The organism is Novosphingobium sp. Leaf2 (assembly GCF_001421325.1).
Classification (GTDB): Bacteria; Pseudomonadota; Alphaproteobacteria; order Sphingomonadales; family Sphingomonadaceae; genus Novosphingobium.
On sequence record NZ_LMJY01000017.1, the window covers coordinates 1 to 16,161 of the forward strand.

Here is a 16,161-nt window from a genome sequence, read left to right on the forward strand (position 1 = left end):
CATGGTGACGCGGGGTGGAGCAGCCCGGTAGCTCGTCAGGCTCATAACCTGAAGGTCGCAGGTTCAAATCCTGCCCCCGCAACCAATAAAACAAATATCAAACAAAATATATCTGACGCCGCCGGCATGATGTCTCCGACACACGCAGCCGACAGCGGCGTCGGCCATCGAGTTCTAAACCATCCTCTTGCGTGATCGCTCACGACGACCGACAAGCAGGCGATGGACATGCCACCAAGCGTTACGCCGGGGCCGCGGGGCCGAAAGGGCGACGTAACTCGAAACCAGATCCTTGATGCCTGCGAAATCTTGTTCGCCCGCTCCGGCTATCTGGGCACCTCTCTACGCGACATTGCCGCCGAAGCGGGGGTGCGGATGGGCGTGGTTCACTACCACTTCGGCAACAAGCATCTAATCATGGATGCCGCTGTAGAGCGCAAGCTTGACCTTCTGCGTCGCACTATCGTGGAAAGCTTCGACACGGCAAAACGCGGCGGGCAATCGTTGGACGCCAAAGACGCCATCACGGCGTTCATTTCCCCCTTTCTGCAGGCGGTGGCGGACAGGGAAGGGGCGTTGCAGAACTACATCGTCATGACATCGCACTTGATGAGCGGTTATCGGATACCGGAACTGCGGCCTGTCCTCTCGAAGCTGAGCGTCGTTTCACAAATCCTCATTGACCATCTGAAAGACGCGTTTCCTGGCGTATCAGACGAAGCGCTCTTGGCGGGTGTCTACTTCGTTGAGGCCGCCTTGATATTCATCGTGCAGGATCCAGGCTTTCTTGATGATCTGACTGGCGGGCATCACTCGGTGTTTCGGCTCGATGAACTGACCCGACGCGCCTTGCAGTTTTTTCATGGCGGGTTGTCCAGCGTGCTGACCAGCCCCTGACTGTTTCGATAGGTAGGGCGACCGACCAAATTTGTTATTCCTCCTTCATCGACATCGCCGGATGAGGGATGCGCATCACGAGAGGATCGACCGCACGCGGTCAGTGGCGCGCCCATCGTTCGGGAACGATCCCGAAGGGAAGAACGCATGGGCCGGCAGGATATCGAGGCGCTTACGCTGGACGGACGGGACGCGGCCAACCTCAGGGGCGATCCGATTACCGGCGATCGCTATACCTCCCCAGAGTTCATGAAGCGCGAGTGGGACAGGATGTGGACCCGCATCTGGCATGTGGCGGGGCGCACCGCCGAACTCGAGGCGGCCGGCGACTACATCGTCCACGATTTCATGAACGAGTCCGTATTTTGCGTGATGCAGGAAGATGGCTCGATCAAGGCATTTTACAACGCGTGCCGGCATCGAGGCCAGAGGCTGGTGTGGGACTCCAGCTCGCAGGATAGCTTTCAGTGCCCGTATCATGGCTGGGTCTGGGGGAAGAATGGAGTCCTGCAGCATGCGCAGGACGCAGACGATTTTCCACAAGGTAATCCATGCGGGAAGCTGACGCTGAAGGAACTGCGCTGCGCCACGTGGGGTGGTTTCGTGTGGTACACGATGGACGACGACGCGCCTGAACTGCTCGACTATCTGGCGCCGATGCCGGATCTGTATCGCAACTATCCGATGGATACCGCGGTCCGGGTGTTCTGGATGAAGATCGACCTGAACACCAACTGGAAGTTCGCCACGGACAACTTCTCGGAAAGCTATCACACGCGAACAGCGCATCCGCAGGTGCCGCCGTGGATCGACCAGGACGTGGATACCGCCCGGCACGAGATGTGGCCCAACGGGCACGGCCGAACCGTTCAACCGATGCGGCCGTCACTGTCGGACCGTTTGCCCGAAGGTGTCGACCATCCATTCGACAGCATCCTGCGCGCCTGGGACATCGACCCCGACAGCTACCCCGATTTCGAGACCAAGGCGATGCAAGGTTGGCTCGACCTCAAGGCGGCAAAAAAGCGGCTGTGGAGCGACCGCCTGCATCCGCATTACGAGCATATGGACGATGAGGAAATTACCGACAGCCCGCACACGGTGATCTTCCCGAACGTAACCATCAGCTTTTTGCCTGACAACCTGATTTTCTTCCGCACCGAGCCGCACCCCACCGACCCCAACAAATGCACCTTCGATCTTTGGTGCATGGCGTTTCCGATCGAAGGACAGACGGTGGTGGAATCGATCATGGCCGGACCCCAGCCACTACGCGAGGCCGCATTCCAGCATCGCGCTTTCGACAACGGGCGCGGTGTTCCCGAAATCAAGGACCAGATCGTCTATCAGGACATGCTCCTCGCCGAAGGACAGCAGCGCGGCATGCATTCGCGCGGTTATGACGATGCCTATCTTGCCGCGCAGGAAACGCGCGTGCGTTTCTTCCATGAGGTCTTGAACGACTACCTCGAGGGCCGGCGGTAGATTGCAGGGCTAATCCGGGCCTGCGCCGGTACCGGCTTCGTTTGCAGACCGGGGGCTTGCAGCGGCACGGTCGCGAAAAATCAAACATAAAAAAGGGGGAGAGCAGCAATGAAAGCGTGGATCATCGGAACATCGCGGATCGCCATCACGACAGCCGCGTTGATGGCATCGCAAACGGCCATTGCGCAAGACGACCCGCAAGGCGCTGCGACAACGCCGGAGACAGGGGGCATCGCCGAGATCGTAGTCACCGCCCAAAAGCGCGCCGAGAACCTTCAGGACGTGCCAATCTCGATCACCGCAGTCAGCGGCGAAGCGCTTGCCAACTCGCAAGGCACCTCCCTGCAGGCCCTGCAGGGCCAGATTCCCAACGTCCAGATCGATAACTTCGCGAATACCCCGCAAAGCGCTGTTTTCACCGTGCGCGGCATCGGCGTGATCGAACCGGACCCTTACGCAGGCAACACCGTCTCCATCGTGGTTGACGGGGTGCCGCAGTTCTTCTCGATGGGCGCGCTGCTCGACTTGTACGATGTTGATCGCATCGAGGTCCTGCGCGGTCCGCAAGGTACGCTGTTTGGTGCGAACACGACAGGCGGCGTGATCAACGTGGTGACCAAGCAGCCTACGGGCGAATTTGGTGGGCAGCTCAAGGGAGTCTACGGCAATTACAATCGCTTCGATGTGACCGGATCGATCGAGGCGCCGCTGGTCAAGGACGTGCTGTCTCTAAAGGTTGCGGGCATTCATACGCAACGCAAGGGCTGGGTGACCAACGTGGTCGACGGGTCCGACATGGGCAGCAAGAGCCTGGATGCGGTGCGCGCGTACTTGCGTTTTACGCCGTCCAGTGATTTCGACGCCACGCTTCAGGGCGAATACGTCAGGGCGCGCAACGGCTCGCCGATCATCGTCAACGGCGCCCGGCCTGGCGAAGCGCTTTATGTTCCACCCGGCACCCAGGGCATGTACGTAAGCCCTTGCGCGGGAACGGGATCCTGTGAGGCGCCGGACAAGTATTTCAGCGCCAACAACACCGTGCCGGACGAATCCAACATGGATACGTACTCGGGCACCCTGACGATGAACTGGCGGAACACGGCCCTTGGCGATCTGACGTCCATCACCGGCTACAAGCACTTCAAGCTGCGCGAATTTACCGATCAGGATGGCACGCCGCTGTTTCTCAACGATACCTATCGTCGCACGACGGGTTGGCAGTTCAGTCAGGAGCTGCGCACCAACATCGCCCTGACCGACACGCTCGATCTGATCGCCGGCGGTTTTTACCTGAAGGACAGTTACAGCCATATTCAGGCCTACCGGCTGCAGTTCGCGGCACCGGGCCTGCTGCAGACCAACTTGCAGGATCAGGACAATTACTCGGTCTCCGGCTTTGCGCAGGCTTACTGGAAGGCGACCGACAAGCTCAAGTTGCAGGCGGGCATCCGCTACAGCCATGAACGGACGGTATCCACGCCAAGCCTGATTACCAGCATCGGCAATCCGCTGGGTTCCAACTATACCGGCGAAGGCAATCTGGTAATCGGCTCTTTTACTACCGGCGGCCGCAAAAGCTGGAATAACATCGGATGGAAAGTCGGCGCAGACTACGAGATCGTGGACGACACGCTGCTGTATGCCAGCTGGGCGCGCGGCTTCAAGTCAGGCGGCTTCACCGCGCGCGTGGGTGTGCCGGCCGATGGCGCCAATCCGTTCAATCCGGAAAAGGTTGATACGTTCGAGGCGGGGGTGAAAACCGATCTGCTCGACCGGCATCTGCGCATCAACCTTGCCGCGTTCTATACCAACTATCGGGACATGCAGGTTGCCCAGATCTACTTCGACCGCGATACCAACACGCAAGGCAATCGCATCCTCAACGCCGGCAAGTCCGAGATCAAGGGCTTCGAACTTGAAGCAACGGCAGTGCCGGTAACGGGCATGACGCTGCGAGGTTCGCTTGCGTACCTTGACGCGAAGTACAAGGAATTCCTCTACAACGACCCTCTATCCGGCCAGACGATCGATCTGCGGGGATACCGGCTCCAGAACGCACCCAAGTGGAACGCGACGGTCGGTGCCAACTTCGTGGTGCCGCTGGGCAACGGAGCCGATCTGGTTGCGGACGTGAATTACACCTACACCGCGTCGAAATACTACACCGCGATCCTCGACACACCGCGATCGCGTATCCAGCCGACCCATCTGGTTGACGGCACGTTGACCTACCGTCCCGATGGCGCGGCCTGGTCGATCGGTTTGTGGGGCACGAACCTGCTGGACTCCCGCTACTTGTCGACTGTCTACGATTCGCCGGGCTATGCAGGCCTCGCGGGTTACGCACCGCCACGCCAGTACGGCGTGTCCGCCAGCGTCAACTTCTAGAGTTTGCCCTGCTGTTGGGCATCCGGCCCAAGGGTCGCTGATGCCCGACTGCTGGCGACAGAGGGCGCGACGGTTCTCAGCCGCCAGATCGCCCTCGCCTAGCTGGCGAAGCAAAGGCTTGCGCACAGCGCCATCGGGCGCGCGCCCGGGCCGCGTGGTTGAAATGGCATCTTCAGTCGGCGAAGACGGTTCGGTACGAGCGGCGTGTAAACAGCCACCGGCCATCGCGACGCTCAAGTTCATCATCGTAGCGGCCGGTTGCGTGAACCCGTTTGCCGGTGGCGGGGTCATCGAAAATCTCGATGGTATACGCCACGGCCTTGGCACGATCGCCCTCTACCTCGATAGAACCGGGCTGCATGAAATAGATCATGGGCTTGGTCATGTGATCGAGACCATAGTGCTTCATGGATTCGACCCAGCCCGCCACGATTGCGGCCTTACCCGAAAAACCGCCGAGATCGGGATATTCGGGTAATTCCCAAAGGGCATCGTCGGCCCATATCGATCCCCATAGCTGCGCGTCGAGCGTCATCACGCCGTGGGCATGGGTGTCCATCAATTCGCGAATGGCGATGCGATCGTCCAACGGTCCTGTGAAGGGCAAACGTTCTACTCCCAAGTATCGTCTGAATGCACATCCGCCGCAGGCGCCCGCCCACGGGAAGATAGATGAAACACAATTCGTGTTCATTCATAATCATATTCATCTGCCTGATAACGATAACTTATGCGCGTTGACCTTGTCGGCAAAAACGGGATCGGGTGCATGCTCGTCGCCCCGCAGGTTGTGCATGGGGGTGCCCGAGATCCCGAACGGGCCGCAACGATCTACCGGACCGCTGTGCCCGCCAGCGGATATAGCCACGCGGAGATCGTGCGTATTTTCAGGCTGCTGACTTTGTATGTCTATGGAAACGCCGGCTCGATAGGTCAGTTCGACCTGAAAACGATGCGCGCGGCCGAGGCCGAGCTCATCAAGCGCAATCTGGTGCAGCATTCCCGTCCGACGTCGACATTCTACACCAATGCGCTGACGCATCGTAATTATGTCCGCTGATCCTAAGCCTAGATCTGCGTCAGTCCGCCATCGACGAACAGTTCGGCACCGTTGATGAAGCTTGCATCGTCCGAAGCCAGGAACAGCGCGGCCTTGGCGATCTCCTCTGGCCTGCCTACCCGCCCGACCGGGATCTGGGAGGCGAGGAAGTCCTTGACGCCCTGCGCCTGCTCACCGCCGCCGAACACGTCGGTCAGGCCTACCGTGTCGATGGGTCCCGGGCTGACAACGTTCACGCGGATATGGCGATCCTTGAGGTCGAGAATCCAGCTGCGCGCGAGATTGCGTACCGCGGCCTTGCTGGCCCCATAGACGCTGAACGCAGGCGTCCCGGACGCGCCGGCGTTGGAACTGGTAAGCACGATCGACGCACCGTCCTTCAATAGCGGCAGCGCCTTTTGCACGGTGAAAATCGTGCCCTTCACGTTGGTGTCGAACGTGCGCTGGTAATGCTCTTCGGTTATCGCACCGAGCGGCAGCATGTCGCCGCCCCCGGCATTGGCGAACAGGACATCGATGTGCGGGTATTGCTGCTGGACTGCGTCATAGACCCGGTCGATGTCCGCGAGGTTGGACATGTCGGCGCGCACACCTGTAACCCGGCCGCCGATCTCCCTCACCGCAGCGTCCAGCACATCCTGGCGTCGGCCCGTGATGAACACCGCAGCCCCTTCTGCAACAAATGCCGTTGCCGTGGCGAGGCCAATGCCGCTGGTTCCGCCAGTGACGACAACCACTTTGTTGTTGAACCGCTCCGTCATTGTAAGTCTCCTTCAGCTTTGCGGCGCAACGCCGCCGCTCCCTGAAGATGCCTCCGGAACGATGTTGCCAGTAGATGGCAATTACGGCACGTAGCGTTCTGGATAAGGAACGATGATGCCCACTGACCTCAACGATCTGGCCTATTTTGCGCAAGTCGTGCGGCACGGTGGCTTCGCGGCTGCAGGCCGGGCGCTGCGGGAGCCGAAGTCCAAACTCAGCCGACGCGTTGCCGGGCTTGAGGCGCGCCTGGGACTTCGCTTGATCGAGCGATCCAGCCGGCGCTTCCGGGTGACGGAAACCGGCCAGGCGTTTTACGAGCGGTGCCGCGCGATGCTCGCCGAAGCCGAGCGGGCGGAAGCGCTGGTGATGGAGGCGCAGGCCGAACCTCATGGCCGCATCCGGTTCAGCTGCCCCACGGGCATGATCGCGCCGGTGGCTGACCTCGTCACGTCCTTCCTCGATCGCTATCCCAAGGTGCGGCTGCAACTGATCGCCGCCGACCGCGCTGTCGACCTTATCGACGAACGTATTGACCTGGCCCTGCGGGTCCGTGTGGAGATGACGACCGATGCGGAATTGACCGTCCGTTCTCTGGGGCAATCCGTCCGCGTCCTTGTCGCTGCCCCGAAGTTCGCAGGCCAGGTCGCATCGGTCGAGCAGCTCGCGAGCGAACCTACCCTGTCGACGAACGACGAGCATGATTTCGTGAACTGGGATCTGGAGACCGCAGACGGGCGCAAACAGTCGGTCCGGGTTGAGCCGCGCATGGGGTGTACGGATATGGATCAGCTCCTCAGCGCCGCCTTGGCGGGGCTGGGCATCGCTCTGCTGCCCGACCGCGTCTGCCGGCCTGCCTTGGATGCAGGACGGCTGGAGCGTGTGCTACCCGAGTGGCACGGCCAGATCGGGAACGTCCACCTGGTTTTCACGACCCGGCGCGGTCTGCCACCAGCCGTTCGCGCGTTGATCGACCACCTGGCCCGAAACTTCCCGCCTGCGCTCCTTGCGGGCGCGGCGCGCTAGTCGTCGGCAAGGTGCTGGTCCGGGGCGACATGCGCTCGACGATGACCCACCGTCATGCTGCGCAGCACACCGTCGCGGCGGATAAGGCCGTGCATCAGCGCCGCGGAAAGGTGCGCAAGGATCAGCGCAAAGAACAGCAGCGCCGCCGCCGTATGCGCCGCGCGCAGGGTAGCGTACAGCGCCAGGTCTCTTGGCAGGATCGCGGGAAGCACGATGCCCTTGGTCAAGAGCACGGGATAACCGCCAGCTGACAGCATGGCCCACCCGATAAGCGGCATGCCGGCCATCGCCAGGTAAAGCAGGATATGAGAAGCCAGGGCCGCCCGTTTCTGCAGGAGGGGCAGGTCGTCAGGCAATGCCGGCGCGCCGGTCATGATCCGAAGTGGCAGGCGCACAAGTACCAGCAGCAGGATCGCGATACCGAGCGGCCTGTGCAGCGCCAGCAGCGAGACGTAGGCGCTGCCGGTCGTCGACACCATGCCAACGCCGATGAACAGCATGGCGAGCACGGCGGCGGCCATCAGCCAGTGGATCGCGCGCAACGCGGGGTGGAAATCGGGCGAGGGGCGGCTCATCGTGCGCGCTCCTTTGCAAGGTCCTGACCGACGGCGCTGGGATGCGGGCCTTCCAGGGCGCGGCGAGTAAAGGAGGAGGAATAGGCCTTGGACCGCGCCGCCAGCAGCGGATCGTCGGACAGTGCGATGCCGGGCGGCAGTATGGTCGGATCGAAGTTCACATCCCGGCATGCACCGGACTCTTCGGATTGGACGGCATCGATCGCCAGCGTCCCTGCATCGATCGTGCGGTGCGGGCCGGCCCAGGCGATCGTTGCCTTGTCAGTCACGTCCGCAGGTTTGGCGACGACCAGCTTCAGGTGCCAGCGAGAGGGTCCTTTGGCGGTACGCGCGATCATTTCGCTGAACAGATAATCGCGGGGCAACTGCTCCAGATGCTTCTTGTCCAGGCCCGAACCGCTCGCCTCCGGTTCGAACTGCCAGCGAACGAAGCGGGTAACGTCGTTGCCGTCGGTGAAGCGAAAGGCATTGATGCTGTAGTACGTGGCGGTGGCGAAGCTGCCCGGCAGCACGGCCTTGGCCATGTAGTCCTGGAACGCCTTGACCTCGGGGTGAGCGGCAAGGAACGGCTTCATCACCGCAGAATCGGGTTTTCCGGTCGCCGGATCGGGCTTGCTGGCCCGTTGCAGGGCGATGAACGATGCAATGTCGGCAACGGGAAAGAACGGGGTGTGATCCATCGCCAGCCGCCACTCCTGACCGTCGGGCGACTTCAATACGAGCGCCATGGAGTGAAACACGTTGCGACCGTCACTTGCCAGGGGATTGCCGCCCGCCATGGAGAAGCGGCCGATCACGGGGTAGCGCCCCGGCTGCAACAGGCTCGCGCTGGAAAGCGCGCTTCCGGCGCCGTTCGCGGTGAAGCTGCCCGTAAAGCACAGCCCTTTGGCATGGGCGCGGCGATAGCCCGGCTTCTTGCCCCCGCCATTGTATTCCAAGGCCCGCGTCACGTCCCCGCCGCTGATCCTGCGCGGGCCGATCCATCCCGCCGCCCAGCCAAACGCGCCGACGAGCAGCACCACGATGGCGCCGATCAGTGCGAAAGCACCGACATTTCCGGGTTTTCTGAAAGGCATTGGTCACTTTCGCGATTGGCTTGTCGGGGTAGGACGTTGCGGGCGGCGCGTTATTCCGCCGACGATCAGATTTATTCCTGCCCGGCTGTCCTGCACAGGAATAATGGCGCGCCGCCTTCGTCTTATGCGATATGAGATCCGCCATGCCGCTCAGTGAAGAGATGATCACGCACGTGCAGCCGCTGATCCCGGCACTGCGCCGCTATGCGCACGCCATGCTGCGTCATCGCGATGATGCCGACGACCTCGTACAGGATGTGCTGGAGCGCGCCATCGGGGGCTGGCACAACCGCCGAAAAGGGGCGAGCCTGCGGTCCTGGCTCTTCACCATCCTGCATAACCTGGCCCTGGATCGGCTGCGACGACTGGCCCGGCGTGGTATCACCGCTCCGCTGGACGACGTGTCGGAGGTGCACCTCGCGACGCCAGCCTTTCAGGAGCAGGGCGTGGAAGCCCGCGACGTTCTCGCGCTCATCGCCCTGCTGCCGGCGGACCAGCGCAGCGTGCTGCTGCTCGTGGCGGTCGAGGACCTGAGCTATGCCGAAGCGGCTGCTGTGCTCGATGTGCCGCAAGGCACGGTCATGTCGCGCCTTGCGCGGGCGAGAGAACGATTGCGGCGAATGATGGAAGAACAGGCACAAGGCCGGATCGGGAAACCTACGCTGAGGATCGTCCCATGAATGACGGCCCCATCACCGAAGCGGACCTCCAGGCGCATGTCGACGGACGTCTTTCCCCCGGCCGCGCGCAGGACGTGGCGGCCTGGCTGGCGGCGCATCCGCAGGACGCCGCCCGGCTTGCCGCTTATCGTGCGCACGATGATGCTCTACGCCAAGCGCTCAACCCGATTGCGGATGAGCCCGTGCCCCCGGCGCTGGATCTGCGCCTGCGTCAACCAGCACGACCTGGCTGGGCCGTGGCGCCCGCTCTCAAAGTGGCGGGCATCGCGGCGGTTGCGCTGCTGAGCGGCCTTACGGGCTGGGGATTGCGGGGCTGGACCGCACCGCCCACCGTAGGGACTGCGGCGCTCGCTCGCGAGGCGGCATCGAGTTACGCTGTCTATGCAAGCGATGCCGCACGACCAGTGGAACTTGCCGCGTCTGATCGTTTCGCTCTCGACAGTTGGTTCTCGAAACGACTGTCGCGACCGATCCGGGCGCCCGACCTGCAGCAGGCCGGGCTGACCCTCATTGGCGGGCGGCTTGTCGCCACCTCGCATGGCCCCGGCGGCCTGTATCTGTACCGGGATCGTCAGGGTCGCAGGATCGCCCTTTACGTGCGCCCGATGGAGGTGGATGGTTCGGATCACATGAAGCCCCGCCTGGAGGACGGTGTCGCCGGCTGGACCTGGGCCGAAAAGGGGTTGGGCTTCGGCGTGTTCGGAACAGCGCCCGGCACCGACCTGCATAGTACCGCCGATCTGGTGCGATCGCAGTTCCTGCAAACCTGACCAAACCCCGGCGGGGCGGCACCTTCGTGTGGGATCAACTCTCCACGCCGCCTAAAGCAGCCGCCCCAGCAAGCCGGCGTTGGTTTTCCCAAGCTCGATCACCTCATCGCCGCGCCCGCTGATGATGGCCTTGGCCATGTACAAGGTGAAGCCCTTGATCTGCTCAAGTGTGATCTTGGGAGGCATCGACAGTTCCGTCCTGGCCGTGACCGCATCAAGCAAGGCGGGCCCGGGATGGGACAGGATTTCCCTGACGCCGTCCTCGACCTGGCCGGGATCGGTGACACGCACGCCGTGCATGCCGATCGCCCGCGCCATCGCCGCGAAATCGGGGTTGTCGAGCGATACGCCGGTTTCGATCAATCCGGCTGCCTTCATCTCCATCTCGACAAAACCCAATGTGCCGTTGTTGAAGACGACGACCTTCACCGGCAGGCCCAGTTGCCGGAGCGTCAACAGCTCGCCCATCAGCATCGCCAGTCCGCCGTCTCCGGACAAGGTCACCACCTGCCTGGCAGGGTACGCCGCCTGCGCCCCGATCGCCTGCGGCAGCGCGTTGGCCATCGAACCGTGATTGAACGACCCAATCAAACGGCGACGGCCGTTCATCGTCAGGTAGCGCGCCGCCCAGATCGTCGGCGTACCGACATCGCAGGCAAACACGGCGTCGTCAGCGGCCTGTTCGCTGATGACCCGCGCCATATGCTGCGGGTGAATGGTGCCGCTACCCGGCTTGCCATAGGCGAGATCGTCCAGACCCTTACGGGCATCGGCATAATTGGCGCGGGCTTTCTCCAAAAACACGCTGTCCCGGCCTTCGGTGAGCAGCGGCAGCAGCGCTTCTATCGTCGGCCCGATATCGCCGACCAGCCCAAGGTCGATGGCCGTGCGCCGCCCCAGGTTTTCGGGCCGCAGGTCGATCTGGGCGACTTTGGCTTTCGTGGGGTAAAATTGCCGGTAGGGAAAGTCCGTGCCCAGCATCAGCAGCGTGTCGCACCCCATGATCGCATCATAGCCGCTGGAAAAGCCGATCAGGCCGGTCATGCCGACGTCATAGGGGTTGTCGTATTCCACGAACTCCTTGCCGCCCAGTGCGTGGACGACCGGCGCCTGAAGGCGTTCGGCGATCTTGATCAGAGCGCCATGCGCCATGCGGCAGCCACGCCCGGCCAGAATGGTGACGTGCCCGGCACCGTTGAGCAGGCCGGCCAGCGCTTCGAGATCGTCCGATGAGGGGACGACCAGTGCGGGTTGCGGCAATAGCGCGCTCGCCGAACGGGCAAGCTGTCCGCCAGCCGGAAGCAGCGCGACATCGCCCGGGATCGAGACGACCGATACGCCGCGATGGCCAACCGCCGCGCGGATCGCCGTGTCCAGCGTTCGGGGCATCTGGTCACCATGCGAAATCGTCTCGCAATACACGCTGCATTCGCGGAACAGCGCCTCCGGCCGGGTTTCCTGGAAATAGTTGGAACCGATCTCCGCGCTCGGAACCTGCGCGGCAATGGCCAGCACGGGCGCGCGCGTGCGGTTGCAGTCATACAGCCCGTTGATGAGATGCATATTGCCCGGCCCGCACGAGCCGGCACAAACGGCCAGCTTCCCGGTCAATTGCGCCTCCGCGCCTGCAGCGAATGCGGCGGCCTCCTCGTTGCGCATATGCACCCATTCGATCTTACCCTGCCGTCGCAGACTGTCGGTCAGGCCATTGAGGCTGTCACCGACCACGCCATAGATACGCTCCACTCCGGCCAGGTGGAGGGTTTGCGCAAACAGATCTGCGATCGTGGTCTTGGGCATGCAATTTCTCCGAACGACGGCGGCATCGAGTGCCTGTCGAACGAAAACAGGCGGGAGACAAACGCGCTTTGCGCCGTTCGAGATGCACGGCGTGCAGCCAAGCCATCAAAATCTGGGCAATGGTGGAAACGCGCGCCGCATGAGCGCCAGAACCAACCCATGCGCGCCGGGTCATTCGCCTGACCAACCCTTCTTATTGAAGCTGGACAAAGACCAAGCAAGCACCGTCGCCGATATCGCGGGACATCGGCGCCGACGCTCCGCGCCGCCTAAGCCACTGCGCTAAATCCGCCGGTAACGGAAGTACCAGACCTTAGCTGCTGATACCGACTATCCTGCTGATAATACACAGAAAAAAACGAGAAAATGAGTTGGATTTTCGGGGCCTGTAATCACCGGGTAAGCACCGTCAAGCTAACAGCATCGCAGTCTCGCGTAGGTTCGCACGTTACAAAAGATCGTGCCCGATGGCGACACTGCGGCATTCCGACCTGTGCCTCCAAGTGCTTTTCTACATCCTTGGTAAGGCTGAGGTCGTGAGTTCAATCCTCACCGGCAGCACCAGCATTCTCCTGAATAAGTTAAATAAATTTCCCCGGAAGGGGTCCGATAGCGGATACGAGCTCTCGCGAAGCCCGCTTAGTGGGCAATTCGAATCCACAGTAAATAGCGCAAAAGAGTGGAAACGGCGGCCGGAGGGGAATGCTTTCCCCCTTCGCGCGCGCCCTTCGGTCGTGCTGCGCCCGCTTCTGCGGGGACACCCCGCAACGCCCCGAGAGGAAGAGGAGAGCGGCGATTGCCGTGACGGGTTGAGGTTGAGAGAGAGGCTCTCGGCGCCCGTCATGGAGATTTCCCATGGCGACTATCCTTTCCGATCCGCGTGCCTCCGGTGCGCCGCGCCCGGTCCAGCCCGGCGGGTACAAGGTCGACATCTCGCGCGGCGAACGAATCGGCCGCGTCTCGTCCGAGTGGTTCTCGCGTCCCGATGATGAGCGGTATCTATCGCTGTCGGCGCTCCACGACGCAGTCCTGCGCCGTGCCAAGCACGCGACCGCACGCACCGTGGAGACGCGGGAGGTCCGAGTCGCGGCGAGCCGCGACGATGTCGAGAACCTTGCGCTGGTCTTGCCGGGTCGGGACCAGCCTGTCGCGCCAACCCATTGGTCGTTCGGTCAGCTCTGCAGCCTGGTCGGCGCGCCATCGGGCTATCTGCGCCAACTGCCGGGACCGCTCGCCGGCATCAACATGCAGCATGGGCTGCTGTCCCACCGGGCAGAGCTTATGAAGACCCTGGAAACCGAAGATGGCCGTGTCGAACTGCGCGCGGTCACCGGTCCAGACTATGGCCGCATCTGGGATCACGAGCTGGTCGCGGCGGTGATGAAGATCGCTGGCAACGGGACCGGCGATACGCGCTGGAAGGTACCGGGCGTCCTCGACTGGTCGACGATGACGCACAATCCGTTCGTGGAGGTCACGAAGGACACGACGACGCTCTATGCATCCGACCGTGACGTCTTCCTATTCCTGGTCGACGATACCCATCCGATCGAGGCCGGCCGCCTGCCGAACGGCGACCCGGACCTGTATTTTCGCGGCTTCTACTGCTGGAACAGCGAGGTCGGATCGAAGACGCTCGGCATGGCCTCCTTCTATCTTCGCGCCGTCTGTATGAACCGGAATATCTGGGGCGCCGAAGGCTTCGAAGAGATCAGCATCCGCCACAGCAAGTTCGCCGCCAACCGCTTCGCGCACGAGGCGGCGCCTGCACTGGAGTCCTTCGCGACCTCTTCGCCGATGCCGTTCATCACGGGCATCAAGGCCGCCCGTGAGCGTGTCGTCGCACGCACCGATGAGGACCGCACAGGCTTCCTGCGCCAGCGCGGCTTCTCACGGCCCGAGACCGAGAAGATCATCGCGACCGTTCTCGACGAGGAAGGCCGGCCCCCGGCTTCCATTTTCGATTTCGTTCAGGGGATCACCGCACTGGCGCGGGACAAGCCGCATCAGGACGCTCGGCTCGAACTTGAGGGCAAGGCCGCCAAGCTGATGGCGGCCGCGCGCTGATCCGCTTCCGTCCCGCCTGAGTTGGCGCGGTTCTCCTCCTCTTAGAGGGAGAGGGCTGCGCCGGCTCCATGACGGGTTGAGGGTCGAGAGAGGGTCTCCCGGCCGCCCGTCATGGAGAAGTCCCATGACCAATCATGTGAAGATCGCGCTCAACGTTTCGCGCGACATCCCGTTCAGCCAGCTCGTGCTGAGCCAGGCCAACGTCCGGCGCGTGAAGGCCGGCGTGTCGATCGACACGCTCGCCGCCGACATCGCGCGCCGCGGCCTGCTTCAGAGCCTCAGCGTTCGCCCGCAGCGTGATGTCGAGGGCAACGAGACCGGGCTGTTCGAGGTCCCGGCCGGCGGCCGCCGTTTCCGAGCCCTTCAGCAACTCGTGAAGGGCAAGCGGATGGTGAAAACCCAGCCGGTCCCGTGCATCGTGCGCGACGATGCCGAGATCAGCGCCGAGGAAGACTCGCTCGCTGAAAACACCCACCGCGAGGCCCTGCAACCGCAGCGTACAGTCATTAGCATCGGTGGTGCGGCGGCATCCATGGTCGAGGAGGAGGATGAGCAGGAGGACTTGCTCAAACCGCTCCCGGACCGACTGGTGACTGAGCTCACCACCCACCGCACGCTGGCGCTTCGTGATGCCGTCGCGGCGCATCCCACGGTGGCGTTCGCGGCCGTCCTCCATGCCTTCGTGCTTGAGACCTTCTATCGCTACACGCAGGTCGAGAGCTGCATGGAGGTGTCGATCCGGGGCGGCAGCCTGTCGGTTCATGCCCCCAGCCTCAACGACAGCATCTCGGCACAGGCGATCGAGCGGCGGCACGATGCCTGGAAAGAGCGCCTGCCCGATGACGCCGAGCAGCTCTGGGATGCGCTCATCGCGTTCGATGGCGACGACCAGTCGGCGCTGTTCGCGCATTGCGCGTCGTTCGGCATCAATGCGGTGTGGGAGCCGGGCAATCGCTACAATGACGGCCGCGTCTCGCCGCATAAAATCGAGCGCCGGATCGCCAACAGCCATATCGTCGCGCGCGCTGCCGACCTCGACATGGTTGGCGCCGGCTGGAGCGCGGGCGTCAACAACTATCTGGGTCGTGTCACCAAGGCCCGGATCGTGGCGGCAGTCGAGGAGGCCAGTCGTCGAGGATACCCATGACCAAGCATGTGAAGATCGCGCTCAATGTCTCGCGCGACATCCCGTTCAGCCAGCTGGTGCTGAGCCAGGCGAACGTCCGGCGTGTGAAGGCCGGCGTCTCGATCGACCTTGCCCACAACCAATCCCCCTTCGGTCACACCGAAATAGCGCCCGTCGAAGGACGCGGGACTATGGGGCATGAGCAGGAAAAGCTGGCGACCGCGCAGCCGCATGCAGCCGCTCCATGCCGGCATGGAGCGCCCGCTGGCATCGGTCGCGCGCCGCTCGGCCAGCCGTTTGCCGTTGACGAAGATCTCGCGGCCAAGCGCGCAGACTTCGTCGCCTGCCGCCGCCGCGACGCGCTTCACCAGCGGCACATGGGGCAGGTTCGTCCGACGCTCGAACTTAGACGGAGGATAGGCACAGCGACGGATACGAGTAGTGCGGCAACC

Annotated in this window: 13 protein-coding genes, 1 tRNA gene and 3 pseudogenes; 11 read left to right on the forward strand and 6 right to left on the reverse strand. The window is 62.8% G+C overall.

Annotated features, from left to right (window positions below; translation table 11 throughout):
* Positions 1-8: 8 nt before the first annotated feature.
* The 4 genes from ASE49_RS11675 (at position 9) to ASE49_RS11690 (ending at position 4,770) form a co-directional block, all read left to right on the forward strand.
* Positions 9-85 (forward strand) — tRNA-Met (locus ASE49_RS11675).
* A 137-nt stretch (positions 86-222) separates the two neighbouring features.
* Entirely contained in the window at positions 223-897 is a 675-nt protein-coding gene (locus ASE49_RS11680) for a TetR/AcrR family transcriptional regulator (RefSeq protein ID WP_235522963.1), read from the forward strand.
* A 249-nt stretch (positions 898-1,146) separates the two neighbouring features.
* Positions 1,147-2,382 (forward strand): aromatic ring-hydroxylating dioxygenase subunit alpha, encoded by a 1,236-nt coding sequence (locus ASE49_RS11685; RefSeq protein WP_235522964.1) that lies wholly within the window; start codon positions 1,147-1,149, stop codon positions 2,380-2,382.
* 108 nt (positions 2,383-2,490) lie between these two features.
* Positions 2,491-4,770, forward strand: a complete 2,280-nt coding sequence (locus ASE49_RS11690) for a TonB-dependent receptor (RefSeq protein WP_056772426.1) — start codon at positions 2,491-2,493, stop codon at positions 4,768-4,770.
* A 172-nt stretch (positions 4,771-4,942) separates the two neighbouring features.
* On the opposite strand, the gene ASE49_RS11695 is transcribed toward ASE49_RS11690, so the two are convergent.
* Complete coding sequence (locus ASE49_RS11695; RefSeq protein ID WP_056772430.1) at positions 4,943-5,377, reverse strand: nuclear transport factor 2 family protein; 435 nt, start codon at positions 5,375-5,377, stop codon at positions 4,943-4,945.
* A gap of 162 nt (positions 5,378-5,539) precedes the next feature.
* Here ASE49_RS11695 and ASE49_RS11700 point away from each other — a divergent pair, with 162 nt between their 5' ends.
* Entirely contained in the window at positions 5,540-5,830 is a 291-nt protein-coding gene (locus ASE49_RS11700) for a hypothetical protein (RefSeq protein WP_156370288.1), read from the forward strand.
* 8 nt (positions 5,831-5,838) lie between these two features.
* On the opposite strand, the gene ASE49_RS11705 is transcribed toward ASE49_RS11700, so the two are convergent.
* Positions 5,839-6,591, reverse strand: a complete 753-nt coding sequence (locus ASE49_RS11705) for an SDR family NAD(P)-dependent oxidoreductase (RefSeq protein WP_056772436.1) — start codon at positions 6,589-6,591, stop codon at positions 5,839-5,841.
* 115 nt (positions 6,592-6,706) lie between these two features.
* On the opposite strand from ASE49_RS11705, the gene ASE49_RS11710 reads away from it, so the two are divergent.
* A complete protein-coding gene (locus ASE49_RS11710) occupies positions 6,707-7,615 on the forward strand; it encodes a LysR substrate-binding domain-containing protein (protein ID WP_056773182.1) in 909 nt (302 codons plus the stop codon).
* Here the strand turns inward: ASE49_RS11710 and ASE49_RS11715 are convergent.
* On the reverse strand, positions 7,612-8,190 hold the full coding sequence (locus ASE49_RS11715) for a cytochrome b (protein ID WP_056772437.1): 579 nt from the start codon (positions 8,188-8,190) through the stop codon (positions 7,612-7,614). The two genes, ASE49_RS11710 and ASE49_RS11715, sit on opposite strands and share 4 nt — an antisense overlap.
* Positions 8,187-9,266 carry a catalase family peroxidase gene (locus ASE49_RS11720; protein ID WP_056772440.1) on the reverse strand — a complete coding sequence of 360 codons (1,080 nt, stop codon included), beginning with the start codon at positions 9,264-9,266 and terminating at the stop codon, positions 8,187-8,189. The genes ASE49_RS11715 and ASE49_RS11720 overlap by 4 nt, the downstream gene beginning before the upstream one ends.
* A 143-nt stretch (positions 9,267-9,409) precedes the next feature.
* Here ASE49_RS11720 and ASE49_RS11725 point away from each other — a divergent pair, with 143 nt between their 5' ends.
* Both ASE49_RS11725 and ASE49_RS11730 read left to right on the forward strand, forming a co-directional pair.
* Positions 9,410-9,946 carry a sigma-70 family RNA polymerase sigma factor gene (locus ASE49_RS11725; RefSeq protein WP_200922029.1) on the forward strand — a complete coding sequence of 179 codons (537 nt, stop codon included), beginning with the start codon at positions 9,410-9,412 and terminating at the stop codon, positions 9,944-9,946.
* Positions 9,943-10,716, forward strand: a complete 774-nt coding sequence (locus tag ASE49_RS11730; RefSeq protein ID WP_056772443.1) for an anti-sigma factor family protein — start codon at positions 9,943-9,945, stop codon at positions 10,714-10,716. The genes ASE49_RS11725 and ASE49_RS11730 overlap by 4 nt, the downstream gene beginning before the upstream one ends.
* Positions 10,717-10,767: 51 nt before the next feature.
* Here the strand turns inward: ASE49_RS11730 and poxB are convergent, their stop codons facing one another.
* Positions 10,768-12,516, reverse strand: coding sequence for a ubiquinone-dependent pyruvate dehydrogenase (gene poxB / locus ASE49_RS11735; RefSeq protein ID WP_056772445.1), 1,749 nt, complete (start codon positions 12,514-12,516; stop codon positions 10,768-10,770).
* Positions 12,517-13,371: 855 nt separating this feature from the next.
* Between poxB and ASE49_RS11740 the strand changes: the two genes are divergently transcribed.
* The 3 genes and pseudogenes from ASE49_RS11740 to ASE49_RS18970 all read left to right on the forward strand — a co-directional run.
* Entirely contained in the window at positions 13,372-14,583 is a 1,212-nt protein-coding gene (locus ASE49_RS11740) for a hypothetical protein (RefSeq protein ID WP_056772448.1), read from the forward strand.
* Positions 14,584-14,707: 124 nt separating this feature from the next.
* Positions 14,708-15,076, forward strand: a pseudogene (locus ASE49_RS18965) (ParB/Srx family N-terminal domain-containing protein); the annotation flags it as partial.
* Between the two features lie 650 nt (positions 15,077-15,726).
* A pseudogene (locus tag ASE49_RS18970) lies at positions 15,727-15,837 on the forward strand (ParB/RepB/Spo0J family partition protein); the annotation flags it as partial.
* A gap of 54 nt (positions 15,838-15,891) precedes the next feature.
* Here ASE49_RS18970 and ASE49_RS18765 read toward each other — a convergent pair.
* Positions 15,892-16,086: pseudogene (locus ASE49_RS18765) on the reverse strand (S26 family signal peptidase); the annotation flags it as partial.
* Between the last annotated feature and the right edge of the window lie 75 nt (positions 16,087-16,161).

Coding starts and splice junctions, on each gene's coding strand:
- ASE49_RS11680 (WP_235522963.1), top strand. CDS start 223: ATGGACATGCCACCAAGCGTTACGCCGGGGCCGCGGGGCCGAAAGGGC.
- ASE49_RS11685 (WP_235522964.1), top strand. CDS start 1,147: ATGAAGCGCGAGTGGGACAGGATGTGGACCCGCATCTGGCATGTGGCG.
- ASE49_RS11690 (WP_056772426.1), top strand. CDS start 2,491: ATGAAAGCGTGGATCATCGGAACATCGCGGATCGCCATCACGACAGCC.
- ASE49_RS11700 (WP_156370288.1), top strand. CDS start 5,540: ATGCTCGTCGCCCCGCAGGTTGTGCATGGGGGTGCCCGAGATCCCGAA.
- ASE49_RS11705 (WP_056772436.1), bottom strand. CDS start 6,591: ATGACGGAGCGGTTCAACAACAAAGTGGTTGTCGTCACTGGCGGAACC.
- ASE49_RS11710 (WP_056773182.1), top strand. CDS start 6,707: ATGCCCACTGACCTCAACGATCTGGCCTATTTTGCGCAAGTCGTGCGG.
- ASE49_RS11715 (WP_056772437.1), bottom strand. CDS start 8,190: ATGAGCCGCCCCTCGCCCGATTTCCACCCCGCGTTGCGCGCGATCCAC.
- ASE49_RS11720 (WP_056772440.1), bottom strand. CDS start 9,266: ATGCCTTTCAGAAAACCCGGAAATGTCGGTGCTTTCGCACTGATCGGC.
- ASE49_RS11725 (WP_200922029.1), top strand. CDS start 9,410: ATGCCGCTCAGTGAAGAGATGATCACGCACGTGCAGCCGCTGATCCCG.
- ASE49_RS11730 (WP_056772443.1), top strand. CDS start 9,943: ATGAATGACGGCCCCATCACCGAAGCGGACCTCCAGGCGCATGTCGAC.
- poxB (WP_056772445.1), bottom strand. CDS start 12,516: ATGCCCAAGACCACGATCGCAGATCTGTTTGCGCAAACCCTCCACCTG.
- ASE49_RS11740 (WP_056772448.1), top strand. CDS start 13,372: ATGGCGACTATCCTTTCCGATCCGCGTGCCTCCGGTGCGCCGCGCCCG.